This window comes from Streptomyces malaysiense (assembly GCF_000980885.2).
In the GTDB taxonomy this organism is placed as follows: Bacteria; Actinomycetota; Actinomycetes; order Streptomycetales; family Streptomycetaceae; genus Streptomyces; species Streptomyces malaysiense.
This window is the reverse complement of the sequence record NZ_LBDA02000047.1, coordinates 114855-133967: the sequence shown is the minus strand read 5'-3', so window position 1 is coordinate 133967 and position 19113 is coordinate 114855. Positions and strand designations below refer to the sequence as shown.

Genomic DNA, 19113 nt, shown 5'->3' with positions numbered 1-19113 from the left:
GGGCGGGGGGCTGGTACGGCGGGGTACGGCGAGTCCGGCGGCCCTGGCGCGTAGGGCGGGCCTTGCGGACACGGCGCCCCCTGGGGGTGCGCCGGGCTCTGGGGGTGCGCCGGCCCGTAGGGGTGCGCCGGTCCCTGGGGGTACGCCGCCGACCGCGCCGGACTCCCGGTCCCGCCCTCGCCCGGACCCGTGCCCTCGGCCGCCCGGTCGGCGCCCGAGGCGCCCTCGGCGGTCCGCCTGGCGCCGGGCAGCGCGGCGCGTTCGCCCTGCTGGGCCTCCTGCACCCGGGCCGCGGCGCGGGCGCCCTCCCGATACGCGGCGATGGCCCCGGCCCGTGCGGCGCGGATGTCGGCGCCGCTCTCCAGCGCCCGCCGGCCCGTCGCACCGGACGAGCCACCGGGCACCTCGCGCCCGCCGGACCCGCCGTCCGCCCCCGGCAGTCCCGGCGTACCGGCCGCCCGTGCCCGGATGGCGGCCCGCCGCGCGGCCTCGGGGTCCACGGGGGCGGGCACAACGATGTCATCGGGCCGCCCGGTACCCGGCACGGCCTCACCGGCGTCACCCGCGCCGGGCGCGGGTCCGGCGGCGCGGTCGTCCTCCTCCGCCCCCGGAACCGGGTCGTACCCGCACAGCGCCTCCTCCGCGGCCCCGGCGGCGAGGCCGGTCAGCAGGACGCGGCCGTCGTCGCAGACGAGGACCGTGCGGGCGGTGACATTGCGGTGGACCCAGCCGTGGGCGTGCAGGACGCGCAGGGCCATGAGGACGTCGGAGGCGACCTCTGCGGCGCGGTAGGGCGTGAGGGGGCGCTCGGCGAGGAGCGCGGACAGCGGGCGGGCGGCGACCCACTCGCTGACGATCCACAGCGACCCGCCCTCGGCGAAGACGTCGAAGACCTGGTCGAGGCGCGGGTGGTCGGGAATGCGGGCCGCCGCCTGGGCGGCCTCCACGGCGCGCCGCACCGCGGGCTCGGCGGGCCGGCGAGTCGCGGCCCGCGCGGCCGGTACGGGTCTCGCCCCGCGTCCGCGCGTGGTGAACCCCTCGGGCAGCCCGTCCGCGTCGAGCACCTCGGCCTCGACGACCTCCGGCAGCGGCACCTGACGGACCAGCACCTCCTGGCCGCTGTAGGTGTCGAAGGCGCGGGTGACGGTCGGTTCGTACGCGTCGGACGGCGGCAGCGGCAGACGGTAGCGGTCGGCCAGCACCCGGCCCGCGTAGTCGTCCATCGCGCCTCTTCCTCCCCCGGCCGCCCGGTTTGGTCACATCCGTTCGTCTCGCGGCCCGTTTCGCACCGCGTCCGGCTCCGTACGGTCCTCAACCATTCACGATACGTGCCGGAGGCAACCCGCACCGCGCGGTTGCCCGATTCCGGCGCCGTGAACCGCCTCCCGGCCTTCAGGACTTGGGCTTGAAGGACGCCGTCAGCGTCTTCCAGGTGTCCTTGCGCAGGTCGCCGTCCCAGTCGCCGGCCTTCGCGGTGTACATCAGCGCGTACCCGAGACGGCCGTCGACCACGAAGCCGCGGTCGATGGTGCGGTACTCGGTGCCGCCGTCGACATAGGTGAACTCCCAGTCGGCCGTGTCCCAGTTCCGGTAGTCCGCCTTCTCGATCCGGATCCGGTGGTACTGGGAGCGCACCATGTAGTGCTCCTGGCTCTTCCAGTCCGCCACCGGGTCGTCCTTGGGCGTAGTGGTCCAGGCCACGAGCAGCTTCTGCCCGTCGGGCCCGGTGTAACGGTCACCGGCCGCTCCGTGCGACTGGTACGACCATCCCTCGGGCAGCCCGATCGAGTAGCCCTGGCCGCCCTTGCGGGTGGAGACGGCGGGCGCGCTCCCGGCGTCGGCGGACGTGCTCGCACCGACGTCCTTGCCGGTGCCGGTGCCGGTCCCGGTGCCCGTGGCGGTGGGGGCCGAACTCCCGCCGTCCGTACGGGTACCGGCGGCCGGGCCCTTGCTCCGCCCCGCCCCGGCGGACGCGCCCGCGCCGGCCGGGGTCCGGGCTGCGCCCTTGTCGTCCTTGCCCCCGCCGCCGCCGAGGGTGACGGCCAGCACGGTGCCGATCACCGCGAGGGCCAGCACCACGGCCACGATCACCAGTGTGCGCCTGGGCACCACGTCCGTGAGCGAGGCCTTCGGCGCGGGCCGCGACGGCAGGTCCAGGTCGGGCGGCGGCATCACGGGCCAGCCCGAACTGGGCTTGCCGGAGCCGGGGTCGCCCGCCTTGCCGGCGGCGGGGCCGCCGGTGGAGTGCGACGCGGCGGCCGCCCCGGGGCCCTTGCCGGAGCCGCCGGGAGCGCCACCGGAAGCCGGCGCGGAACCGCCGCCCCTCGCCGCGTCCGCCGCGGCCCCCGCGGCCGCCTTGCGCACCGAACGCAGCGCGCCGCGCAGCTTCTCGGCGGCCTCCTCGCCGCGCTTGCCCTCGCCGCCCGGCTGCGCCGGCAGCGGTACCAGCCGGGTGGCGTCCAGCGGTTCCGGCTCCGGCGCGCGGACGACCTTGTCGAGCAGGGCCCGCGCCCCGGCGTCGTCGAGCCGCTCGGCCGGGTCCTTGGTGAGCAGGCCGTAGATGACGTCCCGCAGCGGACCGGCGTTCTTGGGCTCGTCCAGCTGCTCGGTCATCACCGCGGTGAGCGTGGCGATCGCGGAGCCCTTGTCGTACGGCGGCACGCCCTCGACCGCGGCGTACAGCAGCCCGCCGAGCGACCACAGGTCGGCCGCGGGCCCCGGCTTGTGGCCGCGGGCGCGCTCGGGGGAGATGTAGGAGGGGGCGCCGACGAGCATGCCGGTCGAGGTGATGGACGGGTCGCCCTCGACCTGTGCGATGCCGAAGTCGGTGAGGACGACCCGGCCGTCGTCGGAGATGAGCACGTTGGACGGCTTCACGTCCCGGTGCAGGATGCCCTCGCGGTGGGCGGAGCGGAGCACGTCGAGGACGGCGAGGCCCACCTCGGCGGCGCGCCTCGGCTCCAGTACGCCGTCCTCGCGGATGACCTCGGCGAGGGACTTGCCCTCCACCAGCTCCATGACGATCCAGGGCCGGTCGTCCTCGTCGACCACGTCGAAGACCGTCACCGCGCTGTTGTTGCGGATCCGGGCGATCGCCTTGGCCTCACGCAGGGTGCGCGTGATCAGGCGCCGCTTCTCCTCCTCGTCGATGTTCGTCGGGAACCGCAGCTCCTTGACGGCGACGGTGCGGCCGAGGGTCTCGTCCTCGGCGCGCCAGACCGTGCCCATACCGCCGCGGCCCAGCACGTCTCCCAGCCGGTACCGCCCGGCGAGGAGACGCCGTCCGCTCTTGCCCTGCCGAGTCTCCTGGCGAGATGTCCCCGCCCGCTCCGCCTCCGACATGCGTCCCCTCATGCAACCCGCCCCGACAGAGCCTCCATTGTCTCTCACCCGACAAGTGCTCCACGCCCTGGGGCCCCTCACCCGGCCGCCGCGAACCTCCCCGAAGGACCCCTTCCGCACAACGGCATGACGGGCCGTGAGACCCCGGCGACCCGGGGTGCCGACCCTTCGGTCACACCCGGTCAAACCCCCTGCGCGGGCCCCGTCCGGCATCCCCTCAGCTGAGCGGCACGATGTCCGGCGCGCCCAGCCGCGCCGCGTCCGCCGTCTGGTCGTCCGGCTGGAGCTGGGACTCGCGTTCGGCCTCGACCCGCTTCTCGTAGTGCTCGACCTCGCGGTCGATCCGGTCCTTGTCCCAGCCGAGGACCGGCGCCATCAGCTCGGCGGCCTCGCGGGCGCTGCGGGTGCCGCGGTCGAAGGTCTCGATGGAGATTCGGGTGCGCCGGGTGAGGACGTCGTCCAGGTGGCGGGCGCCCTCGTGCGAGGCGGCGTAGACGACCTCGGCGCGCAGGTAGTCGTCGGCGGCCCGCAGCGGCTCGCCGAGCGCCGGGTCCGCCTCGATGAGGTCGAAGATCTCCTCGGCCATCGAGCCGTACCGGTTCAGCAGGTGTTCCACCCGGACCGTGTGCAGTCCGGTGCGGGCGGCTGTGCGGGCCCGCGCGTTCCACAGCGCCTGGTAGCCCTCCGCGCCGAGCAGCGGGGTCTCCTCGGTGACGCAGTCCGCGACGCGCCGGTCCAGGCCGTGCACCGCCTCGTCGACGGCGTCCTTCGCCATCACCCGGTAGGTGGTGTACTTGCCGCCCGCCACGACCACCAGGCCCGGCGCCGGGTGGGCGACCGTGTGCTCGCGGGAGAGCTTGCTGGTGGCGTCGGACTCGCCGGCCAGCAGCGGCCGCAGCCCCGCGTACACCCCCTGCACGTCGTCGCGGCGCAGCGGCACCGCCAGCACCGAGTTGACGTGTTCCAGCAGGTAGTCGATGTCGGCGCTGGAGGCGGCCGGGTGGGCCTTGTCGAGGTCCCAGTCGGTGTCGGTGGTGCCGACGATCCAGTGCCGGCCCCAGGGGATGACGAAGAGGACGGACTTCTCGGTGCGCAGGATCAGTCCGCTGGTGGAGTGGATGCGGTCCTTGGGCACGACGAGGTGGATGCCCTTGGAGGCGCGGACGTGGAACTGGCCGCGCTCGCCCACCATGGCCTGGGTGTCGTCGGTCCACACCCCGGTGGCGTTGACGACCTGCTGGGCGCGCACCTCGTACTCCCCGCCGCCCTCGACGTCCTGCACCCGGGCGCCGACGACCCGCTCGCCCTCGCGTATGAACCCGGTGACGCGCGCCCGGTTGGCGACGTGCGCGCCGTACGACGCCGCCGTGCGCACCAGGGTGGTCACGAGGCGGGCGTCGTCCACCTGGGCGTCGTAGTACTGGAGGGCGCCGACGAGGGCGTCCTTGCGCAGGCAGGGGGCCACGCGCAGGGCCTGACCGCGGCTCAGGTGGCGGTGCACGGGCAGGCCTCGGCCGTGGCCGCGGGCCATGGACATCGCGTCGTACAGCGCGACGCCCGAACCCGCGTACCACCGCTCCCAGCCGCGGTGCTGCAACGGGTAGAGGAACGGCACTGGTTTGACCAGGTGCGGGGCGAGCCGCTCCAGGAGCAGGCCGCGCTCCTTCAACGCCTCGCGGACCAGCGCGAAGTCGAGCATCTCCAGATAGCGCAGTCCGCCGTGGATGAGCTTGCTGGAGCGGCTGGAGGTGCCGGACGCCCAGTCCCGGGCCTCGACCAGCCCGGTGGACAGTCCGCGGGTGACCGCGTCCAGCGCGGTGCCCGCGCCGACCACCCCGGCGCCGATCACCAGTACGTCCAGCTCGCGCTCGGCCATCGCCGCCAGTGCCTCGGCGCGCTGCACCGGTCCCAGAGTCGCTGTCCTCACCGAAGCCTCCCGCTGTCGCTGACTCGCCCGCGTCGGCCGCACCCGGAGGGCGAGGCCGGTTCACCACCACCTCATGCCCAAATTCTGACCGGCATGCCCGACTTCAGCCACCACGCGCCCGCGACCTGTGGATAACCAGCTCACATCCCCCGGGAGACACACGAACAGAATCCCACATAACGGTCATATTTACTCCTAGTGTGACAGTGCGCTCGCTCATCCTGTCCACAGAGGTTGCGCATCCGTTCCGCTTCGGTTAATGGGAAGGACGGCCCACGCCATGCCCGCAGACCTCGCCGTCATCGGACTCGGCCCCTACGGTTTGCCGCTCGCCCAGGCCGCGGTGGCCGCCGGCATCCCCACGCTCGGCTATGCCACCGGACCCGAGGCGGGGCCGCTGAGCCCCGCCGAGCTGCGCCGGATGCACGCGACCGGGTTCCGGCGCGCCACCGATCCTGCCCAGCTCGGCCGGGTGCGCACCGCGGTGATCTGCGCGCCCACCCCGCGCGGCGCCGACGGCGGTCCGGACCTCGGCCAGGTCGAGGCCGCCGCCCGCACCCTGGCCGGACGGCTGCGCCCGAACACCACGGTCGTCCTGGAGTCGCCCGTACCGCCGGGCACGACCGAGGATTTCCTGCGCCCCCTCCTGGAAGAGGGCTCCGGACTGCGCGCGGGCCGCGACTTCCGTCTCGCCTACTCCCCCAGCCGGGTCGACCCCGGCAACCGCGCGCACACCCCGGCCGGCACCCCCAAGGTCATCGGCGGCCTCACCCCCGCCTGCACCGAGTCGGCCGCCGCCTTCTACGGCCGGCTCACCGACAAGGTGGTCCGCGCGCGCGGGCCGCGCGAGGCGGAGGCCGTGCAGCTGCTGGAGACCAACTTCCGGCACGTCAACATCGCGCTGGTCAACGAGATGGCCGTGCTCTGCCACGAACTCGGCGTCGACCTGTGGGACGTCATCCGCTGCGCCGAGACCAAGCCGTTCGGCTTCCAGGCCTTCCGGCCGGGCCCCGGCGTCGGCGGCCACGCCGTCCCGCAGGACCTCACCGGACACGCGAGCCGCGCCCTGCGCATGGTGGAACTGGCCCAGCAGGTCAACAGCCGGATGCCCGGGTACGTCGTCCAGCGCGCCGCGACCCTGCTCAACGAGCACGGCAAGTCCGCCCGGGGCGCGCGCGTACTGCTGCTCGGCGTGACCTACAAGGCGGACCTCCCCGACCAGCAGGGCGCCCCGGCCCGGGAGATCGCCGGACGCCTGATGGAGCTCGGCGCGTCCGTGAGCTACCACGACCCCTACGTGCCCGCCTGGAGCGTCCTGGACCGCCCGGTCCCGCGCGTCGACTCCCTCTACGAGGCCGCCGCGGCCGCCGACCTGACGATCCTGCTCCAGCAGCACCGCACCTACGACCTCCAGGGCCTGTCGGTGAAGGCCCAACTGCTCCTGGACACCCGCGGCGCGACCCCGACGGGGGCGGCGCACCGGCTGTGATCCCCGCGGGGATCACTCAGCCGTCGTACCCGGGCGCGCGAAGGGGCCCGGCCACCGCATCGGTGGCCGGGCCCCTTCGCGTCGTACCGACGCTCTCGTAGGGCCGGGTCAGCGCTTGTGCTGGCTGTCCGCGACCGTCACCTCGACGCGCTGGAACTCCTTGAGCTCGCTGTAGCCGGTGGTGGCCATGGCGCGGCGCAGGGCGCCGAAGAGGTTCATCGAGCCGTCCGGGGTGTGGGACGGACCGGTGAGGACCTCCTCGATGGTGCCGACGGTGCCGAGGTCGACCTTCTTGCCGCGCGGCAGCTCCTCGTTGACCGCCTCCATGCCCCAGTGGTGGCCCTTGCCGGGCGCGTCCGTGGCGCGGGCCAGCGGGGAGCCCATCATCACCGCGTCGGCGCCGCAGGCGACGGCCTTGGGCAGGTCGCCGGACCAGCCGACGCCACCGTCCGCGATCACGTGCACGTAGCGGCCGCCGGACTCGTCCATGTAGTCGCGGCGGGCCGCGGCCACGTCGGCGACCGCGGTGGCCATCGGGACCTGGATGCCCAGCACGTTGCGGGTGGTGTGCGCGGCGCCGCCGCCGAAGCCGACCAGGACGCCGGCCGCGCCGGTGCGCATCAGGTGCAGGGCGGCGGTGTAGGTGGCGCAGCCGCCGACGATCACCGGGACGTCCAGCTCGTAGATGAACTGCTTCAGGTTCAGCGGCTCGTGCGAGGACGACACGTGCTCCGCGGAGACCGTCGTACCGCGGATGACGAAGATGTCCACGCCCGCGTCCACGACCGCCTTGGAGAACTGGGCGGTGCGCTGCGGGGAGAGCGCGGCGGCCGTGACCACACCGGAGTCGCGCACCTCCTTGATGCGGGCGCCGATCAGCTCCTCCTTGATGGGCGCCGCGTAGATCTCCTGGAGACGGCGGGTGGCGCGCTCGTCCGGCAGCCCGGTGATCTCGTCCAGCAGCGGCTGCGGGTCCTCGTGCCGCGTCCACAGGCCCTCGAGGTTGAGCACGCCGAGGCCGCCCAGCTCGCCGATGCGGATGGCGGTGGCCGGGGAGACCACGGAGTCCATGGGGGCCGCCAGGAAGGGCAGCTCGAAGCGGTAGGCGTCGATCTGCCAGGCGATCGAGACCTCCTTCGGGTCCCGCGTACGGCGGCTGGGGACGACGGCGATGTCGTCGAAGGCGTACGCCCGGCGGCCGCGCTTGCCGCGCCCGATCTCGATCTCAGTCACGTCTGTGGCCTTTCCTGTTGCGTTTCAGCGCCTTCCAGTATCGCCGACGGGCACGGCAAAGGCGGCCCCGGATGTTCCGGGACCGCCTCCGGCACGCCGCGGTGACTACTTGGCGCTGTAGTTCGGCGCCTCGACCGTCATCTGGATGTCGTGCGGGTGGCTCTCCTTGAGGCCCGCCGAGGTGATCCGCACGAAGCGGCCCTTGGACTCCATCTCCTCGACGGTGGCGGCGCCCACGTAGCCCATGGTCTGGCGCAGACCGCCGACCAGCTGGTGCAGCACGTTGGCGAGCGGGCCGCGGTAGGGCACCTGACCCTCGACGCCCTCGGGCACGAGCTTGTCGTCGGACGCCACCTCGGCCTGGAAGTAGCGGTCCTTCGAGTACGACCGGCCCTGGCCGCGGGACTGCATGGCGCCCAGCGAGCCCATGCCGCGGTACGACTTGAACTGCTTGCCGTTGATGAACAGCAGCTCGCCCGGCGACTCCTCACAGCCGGCCAGGAGGCTGCCCAGCATCACGGTGTCGGCGCCGGCCGCGAGGGCCTTGCCGATGTCGCCGGAGTACTGGAGGCCGCCGTCGCCGATCAGCGGGACGCCCGCCTGGCGGGCGGCGCGGGACGCCTCGTAGATGGCCGTGACCTGCGGGACACCGATACCGGCGACCACACGGGTGGTGCAGATCGACCCCGGTCCGACACCCACCTTGATGCCGTCGACACCGGCGTCGATGAGCGCCTGGGCGCCGTCGCGGGTGGCGACGTTGCCGCCGATCACGTCCACGCCCACGCTGGACTTGATCTTCGCCATCCAGCTGAGGGCGTTGCTGTTGTGGCCGTGCGAGGTGTCGACGACCAGGAAGTCCGCGCCGGCCTCGGCGAGCGCCTGGGCGCGCTCCAGCGCCTCGGGGCTCGCGCCGACGGCGGCACCGACGAGCAGGCGGCCCTCGGCGTCCTTGGCGGCGTTCGGGTACTGCTCGGCCTTGACGAAGTCCTTGACGGTGATGAGGCCCTTGAGGACGCCCGCGTCGTCGACCAGCGGCAGCTTCTCGATCTTGTGCTTGCGCAGCAGCTCCATGGCCTCCGGGCCGGAGGTGCCGACCTTGCCGGTGACCAGCGGCATCGGGGTCATGACCTCGTGCACCCGACGGCTGCGGTCGCTCTCGAAGGCCATGTCGCGGTTGGTCACGATGCCGAGCAGCCGGCCGGCCGGGTCGGTGACCGGGACACCGCTGATGCGGAACTTGGCGCACAGGGCGTCGGCCTCGGCGAGCGTGGCCTCCGGGTGCACCGTGATCGGGTCGGTGACCATGCCGGACTCGGACCGCTTCACCAGGTCGACCTGGTTGACCTGGTCCTCGACGGAGAGGTTGCGGTGCAGGACGCCGACGCCACCGAGGCGGGCCATGGCGATGGCCATGCGCGACTCGGTCACCTTGTCCATCGCCGCCGACAGCAGCGGGATGTTCACCCGCACGTTGCGGGAGATGCGGGACGAGGTGTCGACCGCGTTGGGGAGCACCTCGGAGGCCCCCGGCAGCAGCAGCACGTCGTCGTAGGTCAGCCCGAGTGTCGCGAATTTTCCGGGCACTCCGTCGACGTTGGCAGTCATGACACCTTCCCCAAATGGCCTTGCTCGGTGCGGATGTCCATGCTAACGGCAGGCGTGGCCAGCAAATTCCACGGCGGAAGATCACCTTCGGCTTCGTATGTTCATACGGTTTTCACGAAGACGCCGTGCGGCGATGGCGCTACTGCTCGGCCAGCGCCCGCAGACGGCTCAGGGCCCGGTGCTGGGCGACCCGGACCGCTCCGGGTGACATTCCCAACATCTGTCCGGTTTCCTCCGCCGTGAGGCCCACCGCGATGCGCAGCAGCAGCAGTTCACGCTGGTTCTCGGGGAGGTTGGCCAACAGTTTCTTGGCCCACTCCGCGTCGCTGCTGAGCAGGGCGCGCTCCTCGGGGCCGAGCGAGTCGTCGGGCCGCTCGGGCATCTCGTCGGAGGGCACGGCGGTGGAACCCGGGTGGCGCATCGCGGCGCGCTGGAGGTCGGCGACCTTGTGCGAGGCGATGGCGAAGACGAACGCCTCGAAGGGGCGGCCGGTGTCCCGGTATCGGGGCAGCGCGAGCAGGACGGCGACACAGACCTCCTGGGCGAGGTCCTCCACGAAGTGGCGCGCGTCGCCGGGCAACCGCGACAGGCGGGTGCGGCAGTAGCGCAGCGCCAGCGGGTGGACGTGCGCGAGCAGGTCGTGCGTGGCCTGTTCGTCCCCGTCGACGGCACGAAGCACGAGGGCACCGATCGCCCCCTGGGCCGTGCCCGCCTCGTTGTCGCGCATCGGTCCATGGTGCCCTGCGGCCGTCCGGTCCGTCGCATCGTGCTGATGGTTGTGCACCGAAGCGTTATGAGCAGGTGCGCCGGCACTCATCCCCTGCGCCCTCCCCTTCCGCTCGACCGACTCGTCCCCGAGAGACTCCACACCCTCAAGGATGCGGCATCCGCGCCGAAACGAGCAGCGCCCGTCCGGTGGGCCGCCTTGCGCGCCGCCCCGCGGTACGTCACGCCGGAGCGTACGCGGTACCCTCCGGCCGGCCGCGACGGACACGTCACCGGGGGAATCCGCCGGGACGGACACCGCGGCGCGGGAAGCCGCCCGGGGCCTCGGCACGGACCGCGCCGCAGGGAACGGGCGCGCCGCGCCGACCGGGGTTCGCCACGGATCGGCTCGCCGGGCCGGCGAGGCTCCCGGGGCACCTTCGCGACGCCCCCGAAGCCGGGACCTGCCCGGCCCCGCGCGGCATGACGCGCGGGGCCCGCCGGGTCCCTACCTCACCAGGCCCCAGCGGAAGCCGAGGGCCACCGCGTGGGCACGGTCCGAGGCGCCGAGCTTCTTGAACAGGCGCCGGGCGTGGGTCTTGACGGTGTCCTCGGAGAGGAACAGCTCACGGCCGATCTCGGCGTTCGAGCGGCCGTGGCTCATGCCCTCCAAGACCTGGATCTCACGCGCGGTGAGCGTGGGCGCGGCGCCCATCTCGGCCGAACGCAGCCGGCGCGGAGCCAGCCGCCAGGTCGGGTCGGCCAGCGCCTGTGTCACCGTGGCCCGCAGTTCGGCGCGCGAGGCGTCCTTGTGCAGATAGCCCCGGGCGCCGGCGGCGACCGCGAGGGCCACGCCGTCCAGGTCCTCGGCGACGGTCAGCATGATGATGCGTGCGCCGGGGTCGGCGGACAGCAATCGGCGCACCGTCTCGACGCCGCCCAGGCCGGGCATGCGGACATCCATCAGGATGAGGTCGGAGCGGTCGGCGCCCCAGCGGCGGAGGACTTCCTCGCCGTTGGCCGCCGTCGTCACACGCTCGACACCGGGCACGGTCGCGACCGCGCGGCGGAGCGCTTCTCGGGCAAGCGGGGAGTCGTCGCAGACGAGGACGGATGTCATGACCGCCCTCCGCAGCTGATGCGCGTCACCTTGAGCCTCCAGGCTGGTACGGAATCTCACCTGTGCGGTCGACCGTCTCGGACGCCTGCCCGAGCGCTTGTGTTTTCAACCGCCTCCGCACTCTCAACGACGGTCACTCGAAAGAGTTACGGGGCTGCACGCCGTCATCGGCACTCTACGTGAGGGCACCGACACGTTGCAGACATGCCCGACGGACCCTCAACTTTTCATCACAACCTATGCCCCATTCAGCTGCTTTTCTTCCCGTTTCGTAGTGTTCGGGGCTAGATTCGCAATGAGTCATATTTACATCTCCTTAGACCGGAGATGTACGGTCGTTGGCACCGTATCCGCCCAGAACGGCTACAAGGGGTCACGTAATGGCAGATTTCTCCCGCCTTCCAGGACCGAACGCGGACCTGTGGGACTGGCAGCTGCTGGCTGCCTGCCGCGGGGTGGACAGCTCGCTCTTCTTCCACCCGGAGGGTGAGCGCGGGGCGGCTCGGAGCGCTCGCGAGAACTCGGCCAAGGAGGTCTGCATGAGGTGCCCGGTCCGTGCGGAGTGCGCGGCGCACGCGCTCGCCGTGCGCGAGCCGTACGGCGTCTGGGGCGGCCTGACCGAGGACGAGCGCGAGGAGCTGATGGGGCGGGCACGCAACCGCCTGGTGGCGGCCTCGACCACCGGCGGCGACACCGCCCAGAGTCACTGAAGGAACGTTTCTGCACTGAAGGACCGCCGGGCGCGCCGACACCCTCACCGCTCCGGGCACACCCCGCGCGTGCCCGCGCCCCCGTGCGGCCTCACGCCCCGGCGCCGCCCGAAGCCCGTCGCCGGGTTCCGGCGCGACGCGGTGTCACACCGCGCGCCCGGCCGCCCGCGCCAGCTGCTCCAGCGTCGCCGCCACCGCCGGCACCTGTGCCAGATCGGGCAGGGTGAGCGCGACGATCTCCCGCCGCACCGCCGGCTCCAGGCGCACCGTGCGCACCCCTCGCGGGCGTACCGACTCCACGGCGAGCTGCGGCAGCACGGCCACGCCCAGACCCGCGCCCACCAGGCCGGCGACCGCCGGGTAGTCGTCGGTGGCGAAGTCGATGCGCGGCGCGAACCCGGCACCCTGGCAGACCTCCACCAGCTGGCCCCGGCAACGCGGGCAGCCCGCGATCCAGGGCTCCTCGGCCAGTTCCCCGATGGCGACGGTCTCGGCGCGCGCGAGCCGGTGCCGCTCGGGCACCAGAGCCACCAGGCGGTCGGTCAGCAGGGGGCGTACGACCAGGTCGTCCCAGTCCTCGGTGACCGCCGCACCCTCGTAGCGGAAGGCCAGGGCGAGATCGCAGTCGCCCTCGCGCAGCAGCTCGGCGGAGCGCGGGGGTTCGGCCTCCTCCAGGGAGACCCGGGTGCCGGGGTGGGCGGCCCGCAGGGCGGCCAGGGCGGTGGGGACCAGGGTGGAGCTGCCGCTCGGGAAGGAGACCAGGCGGACCCGGCCGGCCCGCAGGCCCGCGATGGCGGCGACCTCCTCCTCGGCGGCGGTGAGCCCGGCGAGGATGCCGGAGGCGTGCCTGACCAGGGCCTCCCCGGCCTGGGTCAGCCGCATCTCGCGGCCCGCGCGGATCAGCAGCGGGGTGCCGACGGAGGTCTCCAGGGCCTTCATCTGCTGGCTCACGGCGGGCTGGGTGCAGCCCAGTTCACGCCCGGCGGCCGAGAAGGAGCCGGTGGCGGCGACGGCGCGCAGGACACGGAGATGACGGGCCTCGATCACCCCGTAAGCATAAGGCCGTCTTGGGGTCGGTGCCCGAAATCCGCTCGACGCTTTGAGTAACGATCCCGTACGGTGCGGGCATGAAGCTTCTCTCGGTCAACGTCGGACAGGCCCGCCGGGTGCCGTACACGAGCCGTCCGGACGGCCTGACGGGCATCGACAAGAGGCCGGTCGAGGGTCCTGTCATGGTGTCCGCGCCGGGCCCGAAGGGGACCGCCGGCAGCGGACTGGCCGGGGACGCGGTGTGCGACCTGAAGCACCACGGCGGCGACGACCAGGCGGTGTACGCGTTCGCCCGCGAGGACCTGGACGACTGGGAGCGCGAGCTGGGCCGCACCCTGGCCAACGGCTGCTTCGGGGAGAACATCACGACCGACGGGCTCGACGTCTCCGGGGCACTGATCGGCGAGCGCTGGCGCATCGGTCGGACGGTGGTGCTCCAGGTGACCTCGGGCCGTGTCCCGTGCCGCACCTTCCAGGGCCACCTGGGCGAACCGGGCTGGGTCCGGAGGTTCACCCGGAAGGCGGCGACGGGTGCCTACCTCCGGGTGATCGAGCCGGGCGAGATACGCGCGGGCGACCGCGTCGAGATCCTGCACCGGCCCGGCCACGGGGTGACGGCGGCGATGGAGTTCCGCGCGACGACCACCGAGCGGGAGCTGCTGCCCCGACTGCTCGCCGCAGCCGGCGACCTGCACCCGCAGGCGCTGGCGGCGGCCCGCGAGTACGTCGCCGGACAGGCCCGCTGAGGGCCCGTCACCGCATGGCGGACACCGAAGGTCCGGATCGCCCGCGATCACTAACCTTGGGTCATGACAACGGCTCTGATTACGGGATCGACCGCGGGGATCGGCGCCGCCTTCGCACGGCGGCTGGCGGCTGACGGGCATGACCTCGTCCTGGTGGCTCGGGACGCCAAGCGGCTGCGCGAACAGGCGACCGAGCTGCACGACCGGCACGGCATCGAGGCGGAGGTGCTGCCCGCCGACCTCTCCGAGGACAAGGGCATCGAGACCGTCGCCGACCGGCTGGGCGACCGCAAGAACCCGGTCGATCTCCTGATCAACAACGCCGGTTTCGGCAACAAGGGCCGCTATCTGGAAGTCTCCATGGCGGACGAGCTGACGATGCTCAAGGTGCACTGCGAGGCGGTGCTGCGGCTGACCTCGGCGGCGGCCGAGGCGATGCGCGAGCGCGGCCGGGGCGGGGTGGTCAATGTCGCCTCGGTGGCGGCCTTCGTGCCCCGGGGCACCTACGGCGCGTCCAAGGCGTGGGTCGTGCAGTTCACCCAGGGTGCGGCGCGGGACCTGGCCGGCACCGGGGTGCGGCTGATGGCGCTGTGCCCCGGGTTCGTGCGCACCGAGTTCCACCAGCGGGCCGGGATGGGCACGGACAACATCCCCGGCTGGATGTGGCTGGACGCCGACAAGCTGGTCGCCGCGGCCCTCGCCGATCTGGCGCGCGGCAAGTCGCTGTCGGTCCCGGACCCCCGTTACAAGGCGCTGATGGGCCTGGTGAAGGTCACCCCGCGCGGGCTCCTCGGCGGGGTCACCTCCCGCACCGGGCGCAAGTTCGGCCCGCAGTAGGCGCACGGGGCCGCAGTCGGCGAACCGGCTCCCGCACGACCGGGGCACTCAGGCGGCGGTCGGCGGTCGGCGACGCGGACCCTGCCCGGCCGGCCGTCCTCACGGCCCCCGGCGGCTCTCCCCTCGCTCGGCGATCCGCCGGCCGAGGGCGTGCGTGCACGGCCATCGCCCGGTGGAGCCGCGGGACATGGCCGGCCCGGACGAAGCCCCTGCCGGGCACCGCGTGCGGCGTTCTCCCGCGACGGACCGGACCGAGCGGCGGACCGACGCCGAGCGCGCCTGACGGCACACGGCGACGCGAAGGCCCGGCACCCCGCGAGGGGTACCGGGCCTCAGGCGCGAGCGGTGGGGCTCAGTGGGCGTGGCCGTGGCCGTGGCCCGCGGCGGCCTCCGGCTCCTCTTCCTTCTTCTCGACGACCAGGGTCTCGGTCGTGAGCAGCAGGGAGGCGATGGAGGCGGCGTTCTCCAGGGCGGAGCGGGTCACCTTGACCGGGTCGATGACGCCGGCCTTGACCAGGTCGCCGTACTCGCCGGTGGCGGCGTTGTAGCCCTGACCCTTCTCCAGGTCCTTGACCTTGGAGACGATGACGTAGCCCTCCTGGCCGGCGTTCTCGCCGATCCAGCGCAGCGGCTCGACGACCGCGTTGCGGACCACGGCGACACCGGTGGCCTCGTCACCGGTCTTGTCGAGGTTGCCCTCGAGGACCTTGGAGGCGTGCACCAGAGCGGAGCCACCACCGGAGACGATGCCCTCCTCGACCGCGGCGCGGGTCGCGGAGATGGCGTCCTCCAGACGGTGCTTCTTCTCCTTCAGCTCCACCTCGGTGGCGGCGCCGACCTTGATCACGCACACGCCGCCGGCCAGCTTCGCGAGGCGCTCCTGGAGCTTCTCGCGGTCCCAGTCGGAGTCGGTGTTCTCGATCTCGGCCTTGATCTGCGCGACGCGGCCGTTCAGGTCCTCCGACTTGCCCGCACCCTCGACGATCGTGGTGTCGTCCTTGGTGACGGTGACGCGGCGGGCGGAGCCGAGGACGTCGAGGCCGACCTGGTCGACCTTGAGGCCGACCTCTTCGGAGATGACGGTGGCGCCGGTGAGGACGGCCATGTCCTGGAGCATCGCCTTGCGGCGGTCGCCGAAGCCGGGGGCCTTCACCGCGACGGCGTTGAAGGTGCCGCGGATCTTGTTGACGACCAGGGTCGACAGGGCCTCGCCGTCGACGTCCTCGGCGATGATCAGCAGCGGCTTGGAGCCGGACTGGATGACCTTCTCCAGGAGCGGCAGCAGGTCCGCGATGGCGGAGATCTTGCCCTGGTGGATCAGGATGTACGGGTCGTCGAGGACGGCCTCCATACGCTCCTGGTCGGTCACGAAGTACGGGGACAGGTAGCCCTTGTCGAAGGCCATGCCCTCGGTGAAGTCCAGCTCCAGACCGAAGGTGTTGGACTCCTCGACGGTGATGACACCGTCCTTGCCGACCTTGTCCATGGCCTCGGCGATCAGCTCGCCGACCTGCTGGTCCTGGGCGGACAGCGCGGCGACGGCGGCGATGTCGGACTTCTCGTCGATCGGGCGGGCCGTGGCGAGCAGGTCCTCGGAGACGGCCTTGACGGCGGCGTCGATGCCCTTCTTCAGGGCGGCCGGGGAGGCGCCGGCGGCGACGTTCTTCAGGCCCTCGCGCACCAGCGCCTGGGCGAGCACGGTGGCGGTGGTGGTGCCGTCACCCGCGATGTCGTTGGTCTTGGTCGCCACCTCCTTCACCAGCTGCGCGCCGAGGTTCTCGTACGGGTCCTCGATCTCGACCTCGCGGGCGATCGTGACACCGTCGTTGGTGATGGTGGGGGCACCGAACTTCTTGTCGATGACGACGTTGCGACCCTTGGGGCCGATCGTCACCTTCACCGTGTCGGCCAGCTTGTTGACGCCGCGCTCGAGGGCGCGACGGGCGTCCTCGTCGAACTTCAGGATCTTCGCCATGACAGCGGGAGCCCTCTCGAAATCTTGTGGGTAAAAGACGAACTGCGCCCCGGACGCCCGGCTTCGTTATCGGTCGCGGGGGCCAGGGGCGCAGCTCAAAGCAAAGGTTTGCTCGGGGTGAATTACTTCTCGATGATCGCGAGCACGTCGCGAGCCGAGAGGACGAGGAACTCCTCGCCGTTGTACTTCACCTCGGTGCCGCCGTACTTGCTGTACAGGACAACGTCGCCGACCTTGACGTCGAGCGGCAGGCGCTCGCCGTTCTCGAAGCGACCCGGACCGACGGCGAGGACGGCGCCCTCCTGGGGCTTCTCCTTCGCGGTGTCCGGGATGACCAGGCCAGAGGCCGTGGTCTGCTCGGCGTCCAGCGGCTGGACCACGATGCGGTCCTCGAGCGGCTTGATGGCAACCTTGGAGCTGGCGGTCGTCACGATCCGACCTCCCCCTTCGGAGATCTCACGGGGTTAACTGTCTGAGGTGGCGACCAGGTCGATCCGTCGTCGCGGGTGCCGGACCTGCCCGTCGCGTTGTTGGCACTCTCCAGTGGGGAGTGCCAGAGCCGAGACTATGACCGGGATTAGCACTCGGTCAAGCGGAGTGCCAATGCGGTGCGGCGCGTCGGCCGAAAACGCGGGTCCGGGAGCGTCCGCAGGCAGGCGCTACAGGTAGTCCTCCAGCCGGGCCGCCGTCAGGTTCCGTTCTCGGAGGACGCCCAGGAGGCGGGCAGCGGGGGCGCCCGGGGCCAGCCGGACGATGTCGCCGCGGCGGAGGTGGTGCGGGCCCCGGGAGTAGGTGAGGCCCGCGGGTGCCAGGGTGGCGCGCCACAGCACGACGGCGGCGACGCCGCAGTCGGCGGCCGCGCGCAGGGTCGTGGAGTCGTACGCGCCCCGGGGCGGGCGCAGGAGACGGGTGCGGCGGGCGCAGAGCGCGGCGCGCTGGGTGGCGTACGGCCTTCCCGCCAGGGGCCGGAGCCCGGTGGTGAACCGGCGCACCGGGAGGCGGGGTTCGCGCGGCGTGGCGGTGCGGCGCGGATCGCGGTCGGCGTCGTCCCGGGTGAGGAAGACGACCCGGTCGCGGGTGGCGACGTGGTCCACGACCGGGGGCAGGGCGCGGCCGGACGGCGGCGCCGCGAGCGGCCGGCCGTGCGGCCGCACCCCCTCCGCCGCCTTCCGGCCGAGGCGTTCGATGGGCACGACGGGCTGGGCGCACCCGGTGAGGAGCAGGACCGCGGCGAGGACCCAGGCGGAGACGGACGGCAGGGCCGCGCCCCGCGGGCGCCGCCGCGGCGCCGGCCCGCCGGCCGCCCGCCTCACCGGCGCCCCGCCGGACACCTCACCGCGTCCCCCGCGGCCGACTCACAGGTAGTCCTCCAGCCGCGCCACCGCGTACCCCTCGCGCGTCACCTTGTTCAGGAAGCGGCGCATGTCGTCGACCATCGTGCCGTCCCAGTCGCTGCGGCCGCGGAAGTGGGTGAGGACGATGTCGCCCCGGCGCAGCCGCTGGTCGTCCTCGCGGTACTCCCAGTGGTCGACGTACACCTCCTCGTTCCAGATCGGGGCGTACTTGATGCCGCAGGACTTGGCGGCGACCAGGGTGTCCTGGTTGTAGTTGCCGTAGGGCGGGCGCAGGACGGCCGGGCGCTTGCCGAACTGCTTCCGCATGATGTCCTGCATCCCGCAGATCTCGTGCTTCTGCTCCTCGTAGGACAGCCCCGGCAGGTAGGGGTGGGTGAGGGTGTGGTTGTTGAGGGTGTTGCCGTAGGACTGCGCCTTGCGGAAGTAGCCGTAGTCGTCCTTGACCAGGTAGTTGCTGAGGAAGGCGGTGTAGGGGACCTTCAGGTCCCGCATCATCTGGAGGAACCGGGGGTCCTTCTCCGAGCCGTCGTCGATGGTGAGGAAGACGACCTTGTTCCTGGTCGGGACGGTGGTGAAGACCGGCGGCAGGCCCCAGTCCTCCTGGTGGTCGACCTCGAAGCCGGCGCGCGCGGTGATGTGGGGCTTCACCTTGGGCGGCGGCGGGGGCGCGAGCGGGACCTCGTCCAGGCCCCAGCGTTTCGCGGCGGCGACCATGCGGGCGTGTTCGGCGGCGCGGGGGTCCGGGGCCGCGTGCCCGGTCGCGCCCTGACCGGCCGCCGGGCGGGAGGCGTGCGGTCCGGAACCGGAGCAGCCGGTGAACAGGGCGGTCGAGGCGAGGACGGCGGCGCCGCAGCCGAGGGCCGTCACGCGCCTCCGGCGACCGGGAGCGGCTCCACGCCGACGTGACCGACTTTTGTCATTTTGTACTACTAGTCGCATGGTGCTGGATCTTCGCAGGCCCCGCCCCCGCTCCCCCGGCGGCAACGCCGCCCGGACGCGCACCATCCACCGACTGG

General features: G+C 72.7%; 16 protein-coding genes. 4 read left to right on the top strand and 12 right to left on the bottom strand.

Annotation, left to right across the window (positions count from 1 at the left end):
* From VT52_RS19825 to VT52_RS19815, 3 genes are all read right to left on the bottom strand, one after another.
* A partial coding sequence (locus VT52_RS19825) for a protein kinase (RefSeq protein ID WP_240509819.1) occupies nucleotides 1-1223 on the bottom strand: 1223 nt, incomplete at its 3' end.
* Between the two features lie 169 nt (nucleotides 1224-1392).
* On the bottom strand, nucleotides 1393-3342 hold the full coding sequence (locus VT52_RS19820) for a serine/threonine-protein kinase (protein ID WP_107481382.1): 1950 nt from the start codon (nucleotides 3340-3342) through the stop codon (nucleotides 1393-1395).
* Between the two features lie 217 nt (nucleotides 3343-3559).
* Nucleotides 3560-5269: a glycerol-3-phosphate dehydrogenase/oxidase gene (locus VT52_RS19815; RefSeq protein WP_046426795.1), complete on the bottom strand. Its 1710-nt coding sequence runs from the start codon at nucleotides 5267-5269 to the stop codon at nucleotides 3560-3562.
* Nucleotides 5270-5549: 280 nt separating this feature from the next.
* Here VT52_RS19815 and VT52_RS19810 point away from each other — a divergent pair, with 280 nt between their 5' ends.
* A complete protein-coding gene (locus tag VT52_RS19810) occupies nucleotides 5550-6758 on the top strand; it encodes a nucleotide sugar dehydrogenase (RefSeq protein ID WP_046426798.1) in 1209 nt (402 codons plus the stop codon).
* A 108-nt stretch (nucleotides 6759-6866) separates the two neighbouring features.
* Here the strand turns inward: VT52_RS19810 and VT52_RS19805 are convergent, their stop codons facing one another.
* The 4 genes from VT52_RS19805 to VT52_RS19790 all read right to left on the bottom strand — a co-directional run bounded on the left by VT52_RS19805 (nucleotide 6867) and on the right by VT52_RS19790 (nucleotide 11424).
* Complete coding sequence (locus tag VT52_RS19805; RefSeq protein WP_046426800.1) at nucleotides 6867-7991, bottom strand: GuaB3 family IMP dehydrogenase-related protein; 1125 nt, start codon at nucleotides 7989-7991, stop codon at nucleotides 6867-6869.
* Nucleotides 7992-8096: 105 nt separating this feature from the next.
* Complete coding sequence (guaB, locus tag VT52_RS19800) at nucleotides 8097-9599, bottom strand: IMP dehydrogenase (RefSeq protein WP_046426801.1); 1503 nt, start codon at nucleotides 9597-9599, stop codon at nucleotides 8097-8099.
* A 139-nt stretch (nucleotides 9600-9738) separates the two neighbouring features.
* Nucleotides 9739-10326, bottom strand: coding sequence for a sigma-70 family RNA polymerase sigma factor (locus tag VT52_RS19795; RefSeq protein WP_046426803.1), 588 nt, complete (start codon nucleotides 10324-10326; stop codon nucleotides 9739-9741).
* A gap of 486 nt (nucleotides 10327-10812) precedes the next feature.
* Nucleotides 10813-11424 carry a response regulator transcription factor gene (locus tag VT52_RS19790; protein ID WP_003948568.1) on the bottom strand — a complete coding sequence of 204 codons (612 nt, stop codon included), beginning with the start codon at nucleotides 11422-11424 and terminating at the stop codon, nucleotides 10813-10815.
* Between the two features lie 380 nt (nucleotides 11425-11804).
* Between VT52_RS19790 and VT52_RS19785 the strand changes: the two genes are divergently transcribed.
* Complete coding sequence (locus tag VT52_RS19785; RefSeq protein WP_046426812.1) at nucleotides 11805-12134, top strand: WhiB family transcriptional regulator; 330 nt, start codon at nucleotides 11805-11807, stop codon at nucleotides 12132-12134.
* 144 nt (nucleotides 12135-12278) lie between these two features.
* On the opposite strand, the gene VT52_RS19780 is transcribed toward VT52_RS19785, so the two are convergent.
* Entirely contained in the window at nucleotides 12279-13181 is a 903-nt protein-coding gene (locus VT52_RS19780) for a LysR family transcriptional regulator (protein WP_046426814.1), read from the bottom strand.
* An 80-nt stretch (nucleotides 13182-13261) separates the two neighbouring features.
* On the opposite strand from VT52_RS19780, the gene VT52_RS19775 reads away from it, so the two are divergent.
* Nucleotides 13262-13930: an MOSC domain-containing protein gene (locus tag VT52_RS19775; RefSeq protein ID WP_046426817.1), complete on the top strand. Its 669-nt coding sequence runs from the start codon at nucleotides 13262-13264 to the stop codon at nucleotides 13928-13930.
* Nucleotides 13931-13993: 63 nt separating this feature from the next.
* Nucleotides 13994-14767, top strand: coding sequence for an SDR family NAD(P)-dependent oxidoreductase (locus VT52_RS19770; RefSeq protein WP_046426819.1), 774 nt, complete (start codon nucleotides 13994-13996; stop codon nucleotides 14765-14767).
* Nucleotides 14768-15119: 352 nt separating this feature from the next.
* Here the strand turns inward: VT52_RS19770 and groL are convergent, their stop codons facing one another.
* The 4 genes from groL to VT52_RS19750 form a co-directional block, all read right to left on the bottom strand.
* On the bottom strand, nucleotides 15120-16742 hold the full coding sequence (gene groL, locus VT52_RS19765) for a chaperonin GroEL (RefSeq protein WP_046426821.1): 1623 nt from the start codon (nucleotides 16740-16742) through the stop codon (nucleotides 15120-15122).
* Nucleotides 16743-16864: 122 nt separating this feature from the next.
* On the bottom strand, nucleotides 16865-17173 hold the full coding sequence (gene groES, locus VT52_RS19760) for a co-chaperone GroES (RefSeq protein ID WP_046426823.1): 309 nt from the start codon (nucleotides 17171-17173) through the stop codon (nucleotides 16865-16867).
* Between the two features lie 228 nt (nucleotides 17174-17401).
* Complete coding sequence (locus tag VT52_RS19755; protein ID WP_420856291.1) at nucleotides 17402-18055, bottom strand: hypothetical protein; 654 nt, start codon at nucleotides 18053-18055, stop codon at nucleotides 17402-17404.
* Nucleotides 18056-18097: 42 nt separating this feature from the next.
* Nucleotides 18098-19036, bottom strand: coding sequence for a polysaccharide deacetylase family protein (locus VT52_RS19750; RefSeq protein WP_079175134.1), 939 nt, complete (start codon nucleotides 19034-19036; stop codon nucleotides 18098-18100).
* Nucleotides 19037-19113: the final 77 nt, after the last annotated feature.

Excerpts from the sequence above, each read along its gene's own strand:
- VT52_RS19820 (WP_107481382.1), bottom strand. The coding sequence starts at position 3,342 with ATGTCGGAGGCGGAGCGGGCGGGGACATCTCGCCAGGAGACTCGGCAG.
- VT52_RS19810 (WP_046426798.1), top strand. The coding sequence starts at position 5,550 with ATGCCCGCAGACCTCGCCGTCATCGGACTCGGCCCCTACGGTTTGCCG.
- guaB (WP_046426801.1), bottom strand. The coding sequence starts at position 9,599 with ATGACTGCCAACGTCGACGGAGTGCCCGGAAAATTCGCGACACTCGGG.
- VT52_RS19795 (WP_046426803.1), bottom strand. The coding sequence starts at position 10,326 with ATGCGCGACAACGAGGCGGGCACGGCCCAGGGGGCGATCGGTGCCCTC.
- VT52_RS19790 (WP_003948568.1), bottom strand. The coding sequence starts at position 11,424 with ATGACATCCGTCCTCGTCTGCGACGACTCCCCGCTTGCCCGAGAAGCG.
- VT52_RS19785 (WP_046426812.1), top strand. The coding sequence starts at position 11,805 with ATGGCAGATTTCTCCCGCCTTCCAGGACCGAACGCGGACCTGTGGGAC.
- VT52_RS19775 (WP_046426817.1), top strand. The coding sequence starts at position 13,262 with ATGAAGCTTCTCTCGGTCAACGTCGGACAGGCCCGCCGGGTGCCGTAC.
- VT52_RS19770 (WP_046426819.1), top strand. The coding sequence starts at position 13,994 with ATGACAACGGCTCTGATTACGGGATCGACCGCGGGGATCGGCGCCGCC.
- groL (WP_046426821.1), bottom strand. The coding sequence starts at position 16,742 with ATGGCGAAGATCCTGAAGTTCGACGAGGACGCCCGTCGCGCCCTCGAG.
- VT52_RS19750 (WP_079175134.1), bottom strand. The coding sequence starts at position 19,036 with ATGCGACTAGTAGTACAAAATGACAAAAGTCGGTCACGTCGGCGTGGA.